The 16800-nt window shown below is 72.4% G+C and carries 20 protein-coding genes; 9 read left to right on the forward strand and 11 right to left on the reverse strand.

Features of this window, described 5'->3' with window-relative positions; all coding sequences use genetic code 11:
• Window positions 1-39 precede the first annotated feature (39 nt).
• Genes ACFYSC_RS28615 through ACFYSC_RS28635 form a run of 5 tightly spaced genes read right to left on the reverse strand, consistent with a single transcriptional unit; the run spans window position 40 to window position 5109 of the window.
• Window positions 40-1329, reverse strand: coding sequence for an MFS transporter (locus tag ACFYSC_RS28615; protein ID WP_362944443.1), 1290 nt, complete (start codon window positions 1327-1329; stop codon window positions 40-42).
• A gap of 15 nt (window positions 1330-1344) precedes the next feature.
• Window positions 1345-2160, reverse strand: coding sequence for an NAD-dependent epimerase/dehydratase family protein (locus ACFYSC_RS28620; protein WP_389967861.1), 816 nt, complete (start codon window positions 2158-2160; stop codon window positions 1345-1347).
• Window positions 2157-3344 carry a M24 family metallopeptidase gene (locus ACFYSC_RS28625; RefSeq protein WP_389967863.1) on the reverse strand — a complete coding sequence of 396 codons (1188 nt, stop codon included), beginning with the start codon at window positions 3342-3344 and terminating at the stop codon, window positions 2157-2159. Before ACFYSC_RS28625 ends, ACFYSC_RS28620 begins: the two co-directional genes overlap by 4 nt.
• Window positions 3345-3370: 26 nt before the next feature.
• The gene (locus tag ACFYSC_RS28630) at window positions 3371-4450 is read right to left on the reverse strand and encodes a threonine aldolase family protein (protein ID WP_389967865.1); all 1080 of its coding nucleotides are present in this window, start codon (window positions 4448-4450) and stop codon (window positions 3371-3373) included.
• Window positions 4451-4461: 11 nt separating this feature from the next.
• A complete protein-coding gene (locus ACFYSC_RS28635; protein ID WP_362944506.1) occupies window positions 4462-5109 on the reverse strand; it encodes a GntR family transcriptional regulator in 648 nt (215 codons plus the stop codon).
• 117 nt (window positions 5110-5226) lie between these two features.
• Between ACFYSC_RS28635 and ACFYSC_RS28640 the strand changes: the two genes are divergently transcribed.
• Window positions 5227-5439 (forward strand): hypothetical protein, encoded by a 213-nt coding sequence (locus tag ACFYSC_RS28640; protein ID WP_389967867.1) that lies wholly within the window; start codon window positions 5227-5229, stop codon window positions 5437-5439.
• A 239-nt stretch (window positions 5440-5678) separates the two neighbouring features.
• Here ACFYSC_RS28640 and ACFYSC_RS28645 read toward each other — a convergent pair whose 3' ends face one another.
• Window positions 5679-6914 (reverse strand): FAD-dependent monooxygenase, encoded by a 1236-nt coding sequence (locus ACFYSC_RS28645; RefSeq protein WP_389967869.1) that lies wholly within the window; start codon window positions 6912-6914, stop codon window positions 5679-5681.
• 80 nt (window positions 6915-6994) lie between these two features.
• Between ACFYSC_RS28645 and ACFYSC_RS28650 the strand changes: the two genes are divergently transcribed.
• Complete coding sequence (locus tag ACFYSC_RS28650) at window positions 6995-7528, forward strand: TetR/AcrR family transcriptional regulator (RefSeq protein WP_389967871.1); 534 nt, start codon at window positions 6995-6997, stop codon at window positions 7526-7528.
• A gap of 148 nt (window positions 7529-7676) precedes the next feature.
• Here ACFYSC_RS28650 and ACFYSC_RS28655 read toward each other — a convergent pair whose 3' ends face one another.
• Complete coding sequence (locus tag ACFYSC_RS28655) at window positions 7677-8651, reverse strand: helix-turn-helix transcriptional regulator (RefSeq protein WP_389967873.1); 975 nt, start codon at window positions 8649-8651, stop codon at window positions 7677-7679.
• 150 nt (window positions 8652-8801) lie between these two features.
• Between ACFYSC_RS28655 and ACFYSC_RS28660 the strand changes: the two genes are divergently transcribed.
• Complete coding sequence (locus ACFYSC_RS28660) at window positions 8802-9197, forward strand: RidA family protein (RefSeq protein WP_389967875.1); 396 nt, start codon at window positions 8802-8804, stop codon at window positions 9195-9197.
• 378 nt (window positions 9198-9575) lie between these two features.
• On the opposite strand, the gene ACFYSC_RS28665 is transcribed toward ACFYSC_RS28660, so the two are convergent.
• Entirely contained in the window at window positions 9576-9761 is a 186-nt protein-coding gene (locus ACFYSC_RS28665; RefSeq protein WP_389967877.1) for a hypothetical protein, read from the reverse strand.
• A gap of 109 nt (window positions 9762-9870) precedes the next feature.
• Here ACFYSC_RS28665 and ACFYSC_RS28670 point away from each other — a divergent pair, with 109 nt between their 5' ends.
• Together ACFYSC_RS28670 and ACFYSC_RS28675 are read left to right on the forward strand one after the other, a co-directional pair.
• Window positions 9871-10629: a TetR/AcrR family transcriptional regulator gene (locus ACFYSC_RS28670; protein ID WP_389967879.1), complete on the forward strand. Its 759-nt coding sequence runs from the start codon at window positions 9871-9873 to the stop codon at window positions 10627-10629.
• Window positions 10626-12041 carry an MFS transporter gene (locus ACFYSC_RS28675; RefSeq protein WP_389967881.1) on the forward strand — a complete coding sequence of 472 codons (1416 nt, stop codon included), beginning with the start codon at window positions 10626-10628 and terminating at the stop codon, window positions 12039-12041. The genes ACFYSC_RS28670 and ACFYSC_RS28675 overlap by 4 nt, the downstream gene beginning before the upstream one ends.
• 70 nt (window positions 12042-12111) lie before the next feature.
• Here ACFYSC_RS28675 and ACFYSC_RS28680 read toward each other — a convergent pair whose 3' ends face one another.
• Window positions 12112-12747, reverse strand: coding sequence for a TetR/AcrR family transcriptional regulator (locus ACFYSC_RS28680; RefSeq protein WP_389967883.1), 636 nt, complete (start codon window positions 12745-12747; stop codon window positions 12112-12114).
• Between the two features lie 88 nt (window positions 12748-12835).
• Here ACFYSC_RS28680 and ACFYSC_RS28685 point away from each other — a divergent pair, with 88 nt between their 5' ends.
• Together ACFYSC_RS28685 and ACFYSC_RS28690 are read left to right on the forward strand one after the other, a co-directional pair.
• Window positions 12836-13585 carry an FMN-dependent NADH-azoreductase gene (locus tag ACFYSC_RS28685; RefSeq protein ID WP_389967885.1) on the forward strand — a complete coding sequence of 250 codons (750 nt, stop codon included), beginning with the start codon at window positions 12836-12838 and terminating at the stop codon, window positions 13583-13585.
• Window positions 13586-13684: 99 nt separating this feature from the next.
• Complete coding sequence (locus ACFYSC_RS28690) at window positions 13685-14017, forward strand: DMT family transporter (RefSeq protein WP_389967887.1); 333 nt, start codon at window positions 13685-13687, stop codon at window positions 14015-14017.
• Window positions 14018-14121: 104 nt separating this feature from the next.
• Here ACFYSC_RS28690 and ACFYSC_RS28695 read toward each other — a convergent pair whose 3' ends face one another.
• Window positions 14122-14919, reverse strand: coding sequence for an NAD(P)H-binding protein (locus tag ACFYSC_RS28695; RefSeq protein ID WP_389967889.1), 798 nt, complete (start codon window positions 14917-14919; stop codon window positions 14122-14124).
• 77 nt (window positions 14920-14996) lie between these two features.
• Here ACFYSC_RS28695 and ACFYSC_RS28700 point away from each other — a divergent pair, with 77 nt between their 5' ends.
• Window positions 14997-15506, forward strand: a complete 510-nt coding sequence (locus tag ACFYSC_RS28700; protein ID WP_389967891.1) for a TetR/AcrR family transcriptional regulator — start codon at window positions 14997-14999, stop codon at window positions 15504-15506.
• Window positions 15507-15531: 25 nt separating this feature from the next.
• Here the strand turns inward: ACFYSC_RS28700 and ACFYSC_RS28705 are convergent, their stop codons facing one another.
• Window positions 15532-15942, reverse strand: a complete 411-nt coding sequence (locus tag ACFYSC_RS28705) for a YkvA family protein (RefSeq protein ID WP_389967893.1) — start codon at window positions 15940-15942, stop codon at window positions 15532-15534.
• A gap of 209 nt (window positions 15943-16151) precedes the next feature.
• Between ACFYSC_RS28705 and ACFYSC_RS28710 the strand changes: the two genes are divergently transcribed.
• Complete coding sequence (locus ACFYSC_RS28710; RefSeq protein WP_389967895.1) at window positions 16152-16709, forward strand: hypothetical protein; 558 nt, start codon at window positions 16152-16154, stop codon at window positions 16707-16709.
• Window positions 16710-16800: the final 91 nt, after the last annotated feature.

The following is a 16800-nucleotide window of genomic DNA, read 5'->3' on the forward strand; positions in this document are numbered from 1 at the left end:
CTCACCGGCCGGTGATCCGGATGTCATGGCAGGCCTTTCCTAGTCTTCGAGCCGGGCGAACCGGGTCTCACGGGTGGTGAGCGCGGTGACGAGGGTGATGACCGCCGCCACGACGCCGAACAGGGCGGGCGCGAGGCTGGAGCCCATCGCCTGTCGCAGCCAGGCGACCACGAAGCCGGCGGTGCCGCCGAAGATGGCCACCGCGAAGCCGTAGCTGACCGCCAGAGCCGTGTATCGGGTGCGCCTGGACATCAGCTCGGTGATGACGGTGGTGAAGGCGCCGGCGTAGACGGCGATCGCCACCGCCATGAGCATCAGGCCGGCGAGGATCAGGCCGGTGGAGCCCGAGGAGATGAGCAGGAAGCTCGGGTAGGTGACCACGACCATCAGCGCCGCGCCCGCAACGAGGACGGGCTTGCGGCCGACGCGGTCGGACAGACGGCCGAACAGGCCGATCATCCCGAGCTGGACGAGCAGCGAGAGGCTGTAGAGCGCCACCGCCGTGCCCTGCGACAGGTCGGAGACGGTGACGATGTAGGACTGCATGTTGACGTAGGTGTAGCTCATGATGGTGAACCCGACGACCAGGCCCATCCCGCGCAGGACGGCGCGGCCGTCGCTCCGCAGCGCCTCGATGAAGGGTGAGCGGGGGATGTCGTCCTGCTTCTTGGCCCCCTCCATGACCGGGGTGTCACCCAGGCGGCGGCGGATGTAGAGACCGGCGAACGCCGCGACGGCCCCGATCACGAACGGCACCCGCCATCCCCAGGTCTCCATCTGCGCTTGGGTGAGGGAGAAACTCAGCCCCGCCACGATGCCGGCGCCGACCAGGTTGCCGCCGATGAGCGCCATGTAGTGGATGGCGCCGTAGAAGCCCCGGCGGCCCTCCGGCGCGTGCTCGATGAGGAAGGAGGCGCCGCCCGCGAACTCGCCGCCGCCGGAGAAGCCTTGCCCGCAGCGGGCCACGACCAGCACCACGGGGCCGAGGATGCCGGCGGTCGCGTGGGTGGGGGCGACGGCCAGCAGGGCGGTGGAGACGCCCATCACGATGATGGTCAGCGCGAGCGCCTCCTTGCGCCCGATCCGGTCGCCGATGTGGCCGAAGGCCACGGCGCCGAGCGGGCGGAACAGGAAGCCGACGCCGAACACCGCCAGGGCGCTCAACAGCGAGACGCCAGGAGTGTCGGCGGGGAAGAAAGCGGCCGCGATCCAGGTCGCCAGCGCCGCGTAGACGGAGAAGTCGTACCACTCCAGCATGGTGCCGACCGCAGCCGCGGCGATCACCCGCGATTTACGCGTGGCAGTGGGTTGGGCGGGGGGTGTGAGCATGGTGCGATCCTTCGATCAGAGAGTGGAGTCGGCGCCCGGTCTGGCGGCCCAGCCTCCGTACTCGTAGTGCGTGTACTGACCCCCCTGGTAACGCTCGGCATATGGCTGCAGGAGGTGCGCGAAGCGCTCCGCGTCGTCCTGCGGCTCGTAGCCGAGCGCTCTCGCGGCCGCGTTCTGCGACCACCATGAGCGCGTGTTGCGTGAGACCCCGTAGATCACGATGTGGCCGAACCCGGCCGGCGCCGCCAGGCACGCCTCGTAGAGCCTGGCCGCGTCGGCGGGGCTGAACCAGGTGTGCAGGTGGCGCGGTTCGGACGGCCGCTCCTCGAAGGAACCGATGCGGACCGAGACGACGTCGAGGCCGAACCGGTCGGCGTACAGGCTCGCCAGCGCCTCCCCGAACGCCTTGGTCGCGCCGTACAGGCCGTCGGGGCGGACGGCTTCCGTCCCGTCGAGTGTCCGGTCCACGGGGTGGAAGCCGGTGACCCGGTTGGAGCTGGCGTTGATCACCCGTGGCACCCGCTCCAGCCGGCAGGCCTCGAACACGTTGCGGACGCCTTCGAGGTTAGGGCCCTTGAGTGCGGCGAAACCGGTCTCGTCGGCGACGCCGCCGAGGTGGATGACCGCGTCCATGCCGCGGACGGCCGCCCTGACCTGGTCGAGGTCGGTGAGGTCGGCCTGGAGGAACTCCTCGTGGGCCGCTGTCGCGCCGAGGGGACGGAGGTCCGAGAGGCGGAGGTGAGCGATCCGGCGGAGCGCGGTTTCGCGCAATGAGGTGCCGATGGTGCCCGCCGCTCCGGTGAGCAGGACACCGGACGGCAGGGCGCTCACGGCGTCCACGTGCTCGGGCCGGAGGTGAGGAACTCGGGGCCGTTGGCGGTGACGACCACCGTGTCCTCCAGTTGGAGTCCGCCGATGCCGACGGCGTAGAAGGGCACTTCGAGGTTGATGACCTCGCCCTCGATCAGGGTGTGGCGTTCGCCGCCCGGCCGGGGGCTCAGGATGGGGTGCTCGTACATCTCCAGGCCGATTCCGTGCCCGACGTGGTGACGCCGGAATTCGGGGAGCCCCGCCCGTCGGACGGCCTCGATGCCCGCCGCCGCCAGTTCCGAGACGACCACGCCCGGCCTGACCAGCTCGGCCAGGGTCTCCATGCCGGCTCGCGTCGCGTCCAGCGCCTTGACCAGTGCGCTCGGCACGTCGCCGACGAAGGAGTTGCGTCCGGTGTCGGCCCAGTAGCCGCGCGACCGTCCGCCGCAGTCGGACCTGATCGCCACCCCTTCACGCACCCTGACGTCGGGGTCGGGCGGGAAACAGCCGCCCGCGCGCTCGCCGATGTTGGTCTCGCAGTGCCCCGGCTCGATGCCGCGTTCCAGCGCCGCGTGCCGGAAGCGGCGGACCAGTTCCGGCTCGGAGTCGCCGACGCGCGCACTCTCCAGCATGGAGCGCATCGCGCCCTCGGTGGCGCGCGCCACCTCGCGCAGGCGCTCGATCTCGGTCGCGGTCTTGACCCGCCGTACGGCGCGCATCAGCGTGTTGCCGTCGACCTCGGAGACCGCTGAGAGGCTTTCGGCCAGCCGGGCCCGCGCTCCCGCGCTCATGGCCTGGCCGTCGATGCTCACTCGCCGGCCGGCCACGCCCAGGTCGCGCAGGGCTCGGGCGAGTGCGAGGGCGGCCGTGTCGTCGTGCGGTGGCTCCTGCCTGACGGCCATCAGCGCCCGGTCCACCGTCGAGAGCTCCTCGAAGGGGGCGGATGCCACGAAGAAGTCGCCGTAGGTGTACAGGTCGCAGTCGTCGGGCGGGCACATGGCGAGGTATTCGCCCGCGTTGCGGGGGGCGATCAGGGCGCGGTGCCCGTCGGCCCGCACCACGGCGAAGACGTCGTGCTCCCGGAAGACGTGCAGCGGCCAGTGTTCATAGCCGGTGAGGTAGATGACGTTCTCCACGCTGGAGGCCACCAGCGCGTCCACTCCCGCCTGCGCGAACAGCGCGGACAGGCGAGGCAGGTTCGCCACCGGATCCGGCCTCGGGGCCGTGTGCATCATCGTCGTTCTCCCATGACTTTCCTGGCCGCCGCGATCGCGGCGGCGATGTCGTCCGCCGTGATGTCGAGGTGGGTGACGGCCCTGACGCGGCGGCGTCCCTTGGCTCCGACGAGCACGCCATGCGCGGCGAGCCCGGCCTCGAAGGCGGGGGCGTCGTCGACCTCGAAGTAGACGATGTTCGTCTCCGCATGTGCCGGGTCGATGTCGATGCCGTCGATGCCGGCCAGCCCCTCGGCCAGTGCCTTGGCATTGGCGTGATCCACGGACAGCCGCTCGACATGGTGGTCGAGCGCGTACAGGGCCGCCGCGGCGAGCATGCCCGACTGGCGAAGCGCGCCGCCCCACATCTGCTTGTAGCGCCATGCCTGCTCGATCAGGCTCGTGCTGCCCACGAGCACTGCCCCCACCGGCGCGCCCAGACCTTTGGAGAAGTCGATCCAGGCGGTGTCGAAGAGGCTCGCGTAGCTCCGCGGCTCGACCCCGCCGGCGACCGAGGCGTTCAGCAGGCGCGCACCGTCCAGGTGGGTGGCGATCTCGCGTTCCCTCGCGATCTCGGTGACCTCCCGGATGGCGTCCAGCGGCCAGACGCGTCCGCCACCGGCGTTGGCGGTCTGCTCGACGGACACCAGCCGGGTGACCGGCGTGTACCGGTTGCCCGGCGGCCGGATCATGCTCGCCAGCCGGTCACCGGTGAAGACGCCACGTTCGCCCTGGATGGGAGTGAGCACCGCGCCCGAGAGCACGGCGGGACCGCCGGCCTCAGCGTTGATCAGGTGGGACGACGCCTCGGCCAGGACCTCGTCACCCGCATGACCCACGTGCAGCCGCACCGCGATCTCATTGCACATGGTGCCGGAGGGCAGGAAGACGGCCGCCTCATGGCCGAGCAGGTCGGCGACCCGTTCCTCCAGGGCCAGAGTCGTCGGGTCGGAGCGTGTCTGCTCGTCTCCGACGACCGCCTGCGCGATGGCCTGCCGCATGCCGCCGGTCGGCCTGGTCTGGGTGTCGGAGGAGAGGTTGACGGCATCGGGGTCGGTGCGGCGATCGGCCCGCAGGTCCTCCACGATCCTGTTCACCGAGCGAACCATCATGCCTCCTCCCCGCCGAGGCGAAGCCCCCGCAGATAGTTGCTGCTCGTAGCGCTGGCCGCTGCTGCCGAGTCACGGTCGAGAACGGCCTGGATGATCTCGGCATGCTCGTGGGCGGACTGTCCATCAGGTCCGCGGTTGCGGAAATACAGCGACATGACGCGGCTGGTGTGCATCTCCAGCGAGTCGATGCAGGAGGTGAGGAACCGGTTGTCCGCCCTGCTCACCAGCACCCGATGAAAGGCCATGTCCGCCAGGCGTGCCCGGACGATGTCCCCGTCCTCGATCGCCTGCAGCAGCTCGTCGTTGTGGCCGCGCATGGCGGCCACGTCGTCGTCGGTCGCGTGCGGCGCGGCGAGCTGAGCGGCCAGCGCCTGCAGCGTGCCGAGCGGCGCGATGATCGACACCAGGTCGTCCGGCTGGGCCTCGGCGACCTTGGGCCTGCGACGCGGCGCGGCGGTCACCATGCCTTCGCGCTCCAGCTGGATGAGCGCCTCTCGGACCGGAGTCCTGCTGATGGAGATCTCCTGGGCGATCGTGGCGTCGTCAAGGATTTCCCCGGGGCGGAGGCGCCCCTCCACGAGCCCGCTGCGGAGGTACGCATACGCCGCGTCCCGCGCTGACGTGACTGAGTGCTCCAGATGCATAGACAATATATTGTATGAAGTACATCAGAGCGTCAACGGTGGCCGGCATCCCATTCGCCGGTTGTTTTCCGCCGGCCTGGCGCCAGGCCGCTCACCGCCCCTGAGAAAGGCTCTGCCATGGACGACACAGAGTTCTCGGCCGACTTCGACGGCGTCTTCGCCCAGGCGTTCACACCCCGCTTCTACGAGATCGACGGTCAGGGCGTCATGTTCAACACCTGCGCCGACGTCGGCTTCGAGGCCGACCAGGAGCGCCGGCAGCGCGGGGCGGCCGGAACTGCCAGATGCGAATCGTGGGTGCGGACGAGCTCGATGGAGCGCCCAGGTTGACCGCGTACCCCTCGATCGCACGGGAATGATCGTCCTCGATGACGGTCAGCCAGGACCGGGCCGGTTTACCGGACGGGGCGATCTCCCACAGGTCAAACTGCGTGTGTGGTCTGCCCCGAGTCTCCGCAAAACCCGGCGCGGTTCAGGCGTCGGCGTTGTCGATCTGCTGGAGGCGGCCCGCGGCGACGACGTCGGTGCGCACGTCGGTGCGCACGTCGGCGTGACCCACGCGTTCCCCGCTACCGGCTCTGAACCCTTACGGGGCCCTCGGGCCGGTAGTCCTTGAGCGTGACGGTGTCGTGCAGCCGCACCCCCGAACGGTTGAGCTTCGCCAGCGCGCGGACCATCCCCTCGGGCAGTACGGTGACCAGCCGGGCCGCGGCGGCCAGGATCCGCAGCCGGGCGTGGCTGCCCGGGACGAGACCGCGGGCCGCGCCCAGGGCGAAGGCTCGGCTGCGCCGGACGTAGTCGCCGAGCTCGCGCTCGTAGGCGGGGAAGGCGCGCGTGTGGTCGCCGCCGGCCTCGGCCAGCTCCCCGGCCAGGACGTAGGCGCCGACGACGGCCAGGCTGGTGCCGCCGCCGACGGCGGGCCCCGGGCCGTAGCCGGCGTCTCCGGCGAGGGTGACGCGGCCGCGTGACCAGGTGTCCATACGCAGCTGGGTGATGGAGTCGAAGTAGAAGGCCGGGGTGCGGTCGAGCTCGTCCAGCATGCGCCCGACCTGCGGTGAGGCCCCGGCGAACGCCTGCCGCAGCAGGGCCTTCTGCCGCTCGGTGTCGCGGTGGTGGTAGTCCAGCGGCCGGTCGGTGCGGAAGAGGAAGACCGCGCGGGCGTCGTCCATGTGACGCGCTCCGTAGACGCCGGCCATCCGGCCGGGGCCGCTGTAGGTGACCATGCGGCCGTCCAGGCCCAGGTCGTTGGGCATCGACAGCACGGCCAGGTAGGCGCCGATCCAGTGGGTGAAGCGCGACTCCTCGCCGAAGGTCAGCCGCCGCACGTTGGAGTGCAGGCCGTCGGCGCCGATCACCAGGTCGAAGCGGCGGGGGGCGCCTGCGTCGAAGGTGACGTCCAGGCCGTGGTCGCGTTCGGCGATGGAGGCGATGGAGTCGCCGAAGACGTACTCGACGTCGTCGCGGGTGGCGTCGTGGAGGATCTCGGCGAGGTCGTCGCGCATGATCTCGGCGTGCCGGTCGGAGACGGAGCGCAGGAACCTGCCGATCCCGACCTCGACGGGTCGCGCGACCCCCTCCCGGTGGAAGGTGAGGTGCTCGGTGCCGGTGGCCTTCGCCTGGATGCGCTCCAGCACGCCCATCCGCTCGGCGATCTCCATGGCGGGGGTGAACAGGTCGACGGCGTGACCGCCGGTCTTGCGCGGGGCCGGCGCCCGCTCCACCACGGTGGGCGTGAAGCCGTGGCGGTGCAGCCAGTAGGCCAGGACGGGGCCGGCGACGCTGGCCCCGGAGATGAGGATGCGCACGGCAACTCCCTTACTTAACGATAGGTAAGTCGGCGGCGACGAACTTACCAGACGTTAAGCGGGGGCGCTATCCTCATCCGGTGGCCAGGAGCGATACCAAGACCCGGATCCAGCGGGTCGCCCGCGAGCTGTTCATCGCCCAGGGTGTGCAGCAGACCAGCCTGCAGGACATCGCCGACCGGCTGGGGATCACCAAGCCCGCGCTGTACTACCACTTCGCCTCACGCGAGGAGCTGGTCCGCAGCATCGTCGAGCCGATGATGCGGGAGGGCGAGGCGTTCATCGCCGAGCAGGAGGCGGCCGGCCCGGCCGACCCCGCCGAACTGCTGGCCGCCTACTTCGACCTGCACTACCGCCACCGCGAGGTGGTGACGCTCATGATCAGGGAACTGCCCGCCCTGGCCGACCTGGGGATGGTCGACATGATCTTCCAGTGGCGCGAGCGGCTGGCCGTACTGCTGGTCGGCCCCTCCCCCGCCCTGGAGCGGCAGATCGGCGCGACCGTGGCGCTCGGCGGGCTCGCCGACTGCGCCGTGCAGTTCGCCCACCTCGCCGCCGAGGAGGTCCGCCCGGCGGCCGTCGCCTCCGCCGTCGCGGCCCTCGGCACCGCCTGACGGCTCCCCCGCCCGGGGTCGCTCGAGGTCGTCCGAGGCCGCGCGGGTCCCGGCGCGCCGGCGGCCCGCGGGAGGCGGTGACCGTCAGGACGGCCGCGCGTGGCGAAAGGCGACCGTCAGGACGGCGTCCGGTAGCGGGCGGCGATCGTCAGGACGGCGCTTCGTAGCGGGCGGCGACCGCGGCGCCGCGGTCGCGCAGGGAGTCGCGCAGCCACCGCGGGGCCAGGGCCTCGGCGTCCGTGGCGAGCTGCCACAGCGCCCATTCGGCGTGTCTCGGGTCCTGGAAGGTCACCTCCATCCGCAGCCGGCCGTCCGGGCCCGCTTCCTCGGTGAGGACGGCCAGCGCGGTGCCCACCAGCTCCTCCCGCCGCGCCGGATCCACCCACGCCACCACGGTGACCTGGTCGCCGCCGGCCCGGAACCGCGTGCCGCGTTCCCGCCAGGCCCGCTCCAGATCGACCCGTTCCGGCCGCCGCGCGGGTTCGGCGAGCTCCTCGGCGGCCAGGACGCGCGACAGCCGGTAGGTGCGCTCCGCGCCGGACCTCGTGGCCAGCAGATACCCCCGGTCCCGTACGGTGACCAGCCCGATCGGGTCCACCGTGCGCCACCTCGGGGCCTGGTCCGCGGCCGCGTAGTGGATCCGCAGCCGGCGCCCGGCGAACACCGCGCGCAGCACCCCGGCCGCCACGGCGTCGGGCGCCTCCTCGGTGGCGATCCGGCGCGAGAGCAGGTCGGTCTCCGGGTCGATGAGCAGCCGCCCGGCCGCGGCGGCCGCGGTGTCCCGATAGCTCTCGGGCAGCGCGTCGACCACCTTGAGCATCGCCGAGGCGAGCGCCGAGCCGAGGCCGAACGCCTGCGCGCCGCGCCGCGATCCGGCGACCAGCAGGGCGAGGGCCTCGTCGGGGTTCAGGCCGGTGAGCTCGGTCCGGAAACCGGGCAGCAACGCGAACCCGCCGTGCCGGCCGCGCTCGGCGTAGACCGGGACGCCGGCCGCGGACAGCGCCTCGATGTCGCGCAGCACGGTGCGGGTCGACACCTCCAGCTCACGGGCGAGCGTGGCCGCGGACAGCCGGCCGTGCCGCCGCAGCAGCAGAACCAGCGAGACCAGCCGGTCGGCGCGCATGCGAGAACCCTACCGAGATACACGACAAAGGATGTCGTGATTCGCCGGGAGGCTTGTCATCGCGACGTCGCAGCCGGCGGCCGCCGAGCCGCCGGCTGTCCCTGTCCTCAATGAGTCGTCCTCGATGAATCGAATGGAGCCGATGTGGTGATGGAGCGAACCGCGGTCAACCCGTGGGCGTGGTCGATGCAGCTGGGATACAACCAGGGTGAGATCGTCTCAGGACACACCCGGACCCTGTACTGCTCCGGGCAGGCCGCGATGGGCGGCGACGGCACACCCCGGCACGCCGACGACATGGCGGCGCAGCTGGCGCTGAGCCTCGACAACCTGGAGGCCGTGCTCGGCGAGGCCGGCATGTCCCTGGCGAACCTCGTCCGGCTCGACGTCCACACCACCGACGTCGACCGGCTCTTCGAGCACTACGGCGTGCTGGCGTCGCGGCTGGGCGCCGCCGGGGTGGCGCCGCCCACCACGATGCTCGGGGTGACCCGGCTGGCGCTCCCCGGCCTGATGGTGGAGCTCGAGGGGACCGCCGTGGCGTGAGACGGCCTCGCCACCTCCGGCGGGACCGCCGGAGGTGGCATGGGGAGATCATGAGGAGACACGGACGGCTGTGGGGAGTTCGGGGCCGGTGTCCCCACGCCCGGGTCCTCCCGTCCGCGGGATTCAGGCTGCCTGCCCCGTGGGCGAGCAGAAGCCCCGAGACCGCCGTGGAGGAGGAACCCGATACACGCGTCAGCAGTGGGGCGATGTCGGTGAACACCGTGGCGACGCCGGAGAATCCGACCGCGGTGGTGGCGATGGTCAGCAGGGCCGGGCGGCGGGTCACCACCCGGACCTCCTCCCGCAGCCGCGTGGCCGGGGCCGGCTGCCTGGGCAGGACGACTGCGAGCAGCACGACGCCTGCCAGTGCCGGTGCGGTCAGGACGGCGAACGGGGTGCGCCATCCGATGCTCTCCCCAACAGCGCTCCCAAAGGCACACCGAGCAGCGTCGCCACGGTGAAACCGGAGGCGACCGTGGAGACCGCCGTGCCGGTCCTGTCCGGCGGCACCACGCCGGTCGCCGTCACCAGCGCCGGGACGAGGAAGGCGGAGCGTCCTCCCATCGACGTGATCTTGCCGACCGATCGGCCGATCACCACGGCTACCGCAGGACCTCCAGCAGGATCCACCCTTTGGTAGACAGTGTCTACCAAAGGGTGGTAGACACTGTCTATGGAATCTGGGGGCTCCCTGCGGGAGCGGCTGGTCGACGCCGGCGTGGAACTCGTGACGGCCGGAGGCGACGCCTCGGTGGGGCTGCGGGAGATCGCCCGCCGGGCCGGGGTGTCGCACGGCGCGCCACGCCGCTACTTCCCCACCCACCACGCGCTGCTGTCGGCGATCGCCCATCGCGGGTTCGCCGACCTCGCCGCCCGCTTCACCGCCGCGGGCGAGGGGGCGGCCACGTCGCGCGAACGGCTGCGGGCGATCGGGGCGGCCTACGTCGCCTACGCCGTCGAGAACCGCGGCATGTTCGAGCTGATGTTCCGCCACGACCTGCTCGACAGCGACGACCCGGCCGCCCGCCCGGCCGACGGCCCGGCGGGCGACGGGGCCGGCGAGGACCACCCGGGCGACCGTACGGATGACCGCACGCCCGGCCACGAGACCGGCGAGGCGGGCGGCCCCACCCCGGAGCGGCCCCGGCTGCGGGAGACGACGCGGCCCCTGTTCCGCGACCTCGCCCGGCTCGTCGCCCGGCACCGGGCGGAACAGCAGGGGGCCGCGGCCGGCTCCGCGACCCCGGGGGACGCCGGGGAGCCGCCGGAGGTGACGGCCGCCGCCCTGTGGGCGAACCTGCACGGCCTCGCCCAGCTGTGGAGCTGGGGAAGCCTGCCGCTGATGCTCGGCACCGTGCCCGCCGACATCGGCCGTCTCGACCGGCTCGTCGAGGCGGCCCTGACCGCCCACCTCGGACCGGCACGCCGGTGAGCGGAGCCGTACGACGCCGCCTGGCGCTGACGGCGAGCGTGGCCGGCGCGGCGATCGTCGCGCTGGACGGCACCGTGCTGCTGGCCGCGCAGCCCAGCCTGCGGCGCGAGCTGGGCGCCGGCCTGGCACAGGTTCAGTGGGCCGGCACCGCCTACCTGGTCGCGGTGGCCGCGCTGCTGGTCCTCGCCGGACGCCTCGGAGACCGCCACGGGCACGTCCGGTTGCTGGTCACCGGCACGCTCGGTTTCGGGGCGGCCTCCGCCGCCATCGCCTTCGCACCCACCGTCGGCTGGCTGATCGGCCTGCGCGCCGTCCAGGGCGTGTTCGCCGCGCTGCTGCAGCCGGCGACGCTCGCGTTGCTGCGCCTGGCCTACCCCGGCGACCGGCTCGCCCGCCCGGTCGCCGTCCGCACCGCCGCCATCGGCGTCGCCGCCGCGGCGGGCCCGGTCCTCGGCGGATTCCTCGTCGCGCATCTGGGCTGGCGCTCGGTGTTCGCCCTCAACGTCCCCCTCGCGCTCGCCACCGCGGCGCTCGCCCTGTCCGTGCGCACACCGCCCGCGCCGTCCGCGCCGCGGTCGGCGGCGGGCAGGCTGGACGTCGGCGGCGCGGCCCTGATCGCACTCGCCCTGGCCGCGCTGACCGGCACGCTGTCACAGGCGCCGGACCGCGGCTGGGTCACCGCGCCGACACTGCTCGGGCTTCTCACGGCCGCGGCCGCCGCGGCCGCGTTCGCCGCGCACGAACGCCGGGCCGGCCACCCGATCGTGCCCGGCGCCGTGATCCGGTCGACGCCGGTGACCGCATCGATGGCGATGCTGCTGGTCACCGCGGCCGGCATGTTCGGCGCGCTGTTCTCGGCCACGTTCCGGCTTCAGGATCTGCTCGGGCTCGACGCGCTGACCGGCGGCCTGCGAGCCCTGCCGCTGACCGCGTTCATGGTCGCCGGCGCCCCCGCCGCCGGTGCCGCGCTCGGCCGGTACGGGGCGCGCCGCACCGCCGTCACCGGCGTGCTCCTGGCGGCGTCGGGCATCGCGGCGCTGTCCTTCCCGCTCGACGGGTGGACGGCCGGCGTGGGCTTCGCCGTCCTCGGTGCGGGCTTCTCCGCCGTGATGGTCACCGCCACCGGCACCGTCGTCGGTGACGCACCCGCCGGGTACGCCGGGGTCGTCGGCGGTCTCAAGCAGACCGCCGTCAACATCGGCACCGCCCTCGGTATCGCCGTGGCCGCGGGCCTCATGCCCGCCGCCGCGGCCGCGACGCCCGCGGCGGCCCCCGGCCAGGCCGTGGACTCCGGCATGTTCTGGCTGGCGGCGCTCACCGCCCTCGCGGTCCTCCCCGCGGCCCTCATGCCCGCCTCACGGCCGTCGACCCGGGAGACGAAGCACGGTGACCGTACGGCCTCCGCCCGGTGATCGTGTTCATCGCGACGCCGCGCGTCGCGGCTCGGAGGCTCTTGCCCCGGCGCCTTTCCTCCGGAGCCGATCAGGACGGCGCCAGGACCGCGCGGGCGATCCTGGACAGGGCGGCCGCGACCTCCTCGCGCGGTACGCCGTTGCGTCGCTGCACGTCGTAGACCTCCGGTGCCAGCGGGGCCAGGAGCGCGTCGGCGAGCGCTCCCGGCCCGGGCACCCCGGCCGCCACGACCAGGGACCGTACGTGCGCGCGCCAGAAGCCGTAGGCGCCGGCGGTGAAGCGTGAGGAACCGGTCTCGGCGCCGAGCACCAGATGCCCGTGGCGCTCCAGCAGCTCCGTCATCGCGGCGTAGAACGCGGCCAGCCGCTCGGCCGGCGGCGCGCCCGGCCCGAGCGGCGGATCACCGCGCAGCAGCTTTTCCTGCAGTTCGCGCTCGTGCTCGTCGAGCAGGGCCAGCGCGATCGACGCCGGGTCGGGGTAGCGGCGGTAGAGCGTGCCCCGCCCCACCCCGGCGACCCGGGCGATCTCCTCCATGGTCACCGGGCGGCGCTCGGCGAACAGCCGCTCGGCGGCGGCGAGCACCTTCTCCCGGTTTCGCGCGGCGTCGGCGCGCTCACGCGGACGCGCGGACGCGCCGGCCAGCAGGTCGGCCTGTTCGCGCGGTCGCGCGGCGATGTCGTTCGGCAGATCGGTCCGTGGCGTCACGTCTCCGATTCTAGCCAAGTGGACATGATGTCCGCTTATGCTACAGTCCAAGCAAATGGACGCTCTGTCCACTTGAGAGGAATCCGCGATGCCCCGACTGCTTCACCTGGACGCCAGCGCCCGCCGCGCGTCCTTCTCCCGCGCGCTGAGCGCCGCCTTCGCCGAGGAATGGCGGGCCGCGGGCGGCGAGGTCACCTACCGGGACCTGGCCGCCGACCCCGTACCGCCGATCGGCCAGGCATGGACCGAACTGTGCGACCACGTCCTGCGCCACGCCGTCACCGACATCGGCCGTTACGGAGAAGCGGTCCGCACCCCCGAACAGGCCGCCGCCTGGGCCGTCGTGCGGCCGCTGCTGGATGAGGTGGTCGCCGCCGACGTCGTGCTGATCGGCACCCCGATGTACAACTTCTCGATTCCCGCCGCGCTCAAGGCGTGGATCGACCAGATCACCTTTCCGCGCATGTCCCTGGCCGGGCGGCGCTTCGTCGTGGCCTGCGCACGCGGCGGAGCCTACGGACCCGGCGCGCCCCGTGAGCCGTACGACCACCAGGAGCGCTACCTGCGCGACTTCTTCACCGGGCACTTCGGCGTCGACGACGCGGTGTTCGTCAGCACCGAACTGACCAACTCGCTGGTCGATCCGGCGCTGGAACACCTACGTGAAGAGCACGCCTCCTCCCGCGACACAGCCGAGGCCGCCATCCGCCCCCTGGCCCGCCAACTGGCCCGCGAGGGAGCACCGCTGACCGGACCCGCTCGGGGGCGCCGGCGTCTGGACCCGCTCGGGGGCGCCGGTGTCTGGACCGAGGAGGGAACGAGCGCAGCGAGTGAGTGACGAGGGAAGACAGCGGTTACCAGCCCCCGAGCCGCGACACGCAGCGTCGCCATCAACACAACCCCGAGCCGCGACACGCAGCGTCGCCATCAACACAACATGAACACAAGCTGGTTCCTGCTGGTGGCGGCCGGACTGGTGGAGATCGCCTGGTCGCAGAGCATCAAGCCGACCGAGAACTTCACCCGGCCGCTGCCCACGCTACTGTGCCTGGCGCTGGCCGCCGTCGCGGTGTACCTGTTGTCGCGGGCGATGGAGACCCTGCCCGTCGGCACCGCCTACGCCGTCTTCACCGGCATCGGCGCGGCCGGCGCGATCGTCCTCGGCGTCGTGGTCCACCGCGACCCCGTCACGGCCGGTCGCCTGGCCGCGCTGTCCCTGATCATCGGCGGTGTCGTCCTCGCCCGCCTCACCTCCCCCGACGCCGGTTGAGGCCCGGTACGGCCCTCGGCCGAGTCGTGCTCCGAGCCCGGGTCCGGCCGGATCCCCGGTCCCGGAGACCGGGGATCCTCCGCCGTGCCGCCGCTCCATCCGACCTATCCGAGGAACTCCCGTAGCGAGCGGGGCCGGCGGCCCAGGATGTCGGCCACGGTCGTGGTCGTGCTCGCCCAGCGCCCGTCTCCGATCTGCGCCATGAGCCGGGCCAGGTCATGGGCGACCTGGGCGGGCATGCCGCGCTTCTCCAGGTGAACGGCGGCTTCCTCGACCGGCAGGTCCACGTAACGCACGGTCCGGCCGAGCGAACGGGTCAGTTCGGCGGCGATCTCGTCATGCGTCGGCGCCGTCGGCCCGGTGAGCTCGTGGACGGCGTCGGCTTCGACGGGGCGGGTGAGCAGCGCGGCCGCGACCGCCGCGATGTCACGCGCGTCGATGTAGCCGACGCGGCCTCTGCCGTACGAGCCGAGGATCCGCCCCTCCTCGTCGACGTCGCCCGCGAGGTTCTGCATGAAGCCGACGGGCGCCAGGATCGACCACGGCAGTCCTGAGGCTCTGAGGTGCTCGTCGACCTGCCCGTGCATGCCGAACCCGAGCAGGCTGCTCGATGTCACACCGCGCACGGAGACGGTCATCACCTGCGCCACCCCGGCGGCCGCGGCGCGATCGATGACCGCCTTGTGCGCCTGTACGAAACCGGGCCACAGCGCGCTGTTGAGAAAGAGCCTGTCACCCGGCGCGAGTGGGATGCTCTCCGGTCGCTCCAGGTCGCCGACCACGTAGTCGCATCCCAGTTCCTCACCCTGTTCCGCGCGCCGTACCACGGCTCGGGCCGCACCGCCGAGTTCCTCGACCAGTGCGCGCCCGATCGTGCCCGTCGCGCCCGTCACCACGATCATCGTAACCCCCTAAGCGGAATGTCACCTTCCGCCTTTATAATAAGCGGAAGATGGTCTTCCGGTTAAGGGGGAGTTCAATGCGCGCCGATGCCCGCCGCAATCGGGACAGGATCCTGGAGGCGGCACGCGACGCGGTGGCCGAGCGCGGCGCGGACGCGCCGATGGAACTGATCGCCCGCCGGGCCGGCGTCGGCGTCGGCACGCTCTACCGCCGCTTTCCCGACCGCGATGTGCTACTGGCCGCCCTGGCCGAGCAGTACGTCCACGAGCTCCTGGACGCCCTGGACCGTGCCGTGACGGCCGAGCCCGACGCGTGGGCGGCTGTTCGCGCCTTCGTCACTCACAGCGTGGACAAGGGTCGCGGCGCCATCGCGGCCGCGCTGGCCGGGACCTCCGCGCCCGAGGCGAGGCAGGCACTGGTGCGGCGGCTCGACGAGTTGGTACGGCAGGCGCAGGCGGACGGGGCGATGCGTCCGGACGCCGGCGTCGTCGATCTCATGGACCTGCTCGGCGCGTTCGCCTGCCATCCGGGGGTGATTCCGGAGCGTTTCCTCCCCCTCGTCCTCGACGGTCTCGGCCGGCGTTGACCTCACCGCCCTCCCGAGAGCCCCCCTACGTCATCCCCGTCAGCCGGCACAGTACGGCGAAGCCGTCCTCGGTGCCGGGCCAGTGGCGGCGCACCGCGGCCAGCCCCGCGCGGCGCACCACCGAACGCAGCGTCGCGGTGACGACGACGGCGTCGTCGGCGTACCCCAGGACCGGGATGAAGTCCGGCACCAGGTCCAGAGGGAAGGCCAGGTAGGCCAGGAGGAGGGCGAGCCTGATCCGCACGCCGCGGGGCAGGTCCGGGTCGGCGGCCAGCCGGCGCACCAGGCGCAGTACGTCCGGCAGCAGTCGCAGCGCCTCGCGCAGCAGATCGCCGCGCGGCCGTACCACGACCAGCACCGCCACAAGCGCCGCCCATGTCAGCACCAGCGCGGCGGCGACGCCCAGCAGCAGGTCCCATCCCCACGAGCCGATCATGACGCTCCTTCGCAGGCCGGGCCACGGCGTCTCTTCCCGGGTCCGGTGCCGTCCGGTGGGGCGAACGTACCATCGGGCGCCGCCTGCCCGGCCGGCGTGTCCCGCTCGGGAACCGCCCGCATCGCCGGATCCGGCGATGAACTTTCGCCGCCGTTCGTCAGTCGAAGAGACAGGACACGCGATCACGAAGAGAACAGGATGGACGAAAGATGAGACTTTCGACTGACCGATGGGTGGCACGTCCGGCGATGGCGGTCGCCCTCGCCGCCGGTGTGGCGCTGACCGGCGCGGCGGCCGCGAACGCTTCCGCCGGCTCTCCCGCGCACCCGGCCCGCCCGGCCCATGCGGTCCGCCCCGGAGTGCTGGGACCGTACGGCTACGGCGGGGTGAAGCTGGGGATGAGCGCCAGGCAGGCCGAGGCCACCGGGAAGATCGTCCGGAAGACCCGTGCCGGCCGGCTCTCCCCGTGCTCCGGATGGGACCTCAAGGCCCATCCGACGGGCCGCGACAGCGTGGGCCTGTACATCTCCAAGCGGAAGGGGGTGGCGTTGGTCGTCGCCCCGAAGGGGGTCAGGACCCCGCAGGGGATCGGGATCGGCTCCACCCATCGGCAGCTGCGCAAGGCATACCCCGGGCTGCGGGAGGAGGGCAACTACCCCGTCGCCGCCGTCCCCGGCAACCGGAGGGCCACCTACTACTTCCTGCTGAACCACGGGAAGATCTACCAGGTGGCGCTGGCCCTCAACGACCAGGACTGCACCAACTAGTAGTGCTTTGTTAGGTCAGGCTGTTGTGGCTGGTCGGGTCGTCCGGGTGATGGTTCGATGCGGGCGTGACCCCCGAACAGCTCGTTCATAT

Origin of the sequence: Streptosporangium sp. NPDC004379 (assembly GCF_042873875.1) — a bacterium.
GTDB lineage: Bacteria > Actinomycetota > Actinomycetes > Streptosporangiales > Streptosporangiaceae > Streptosporangium.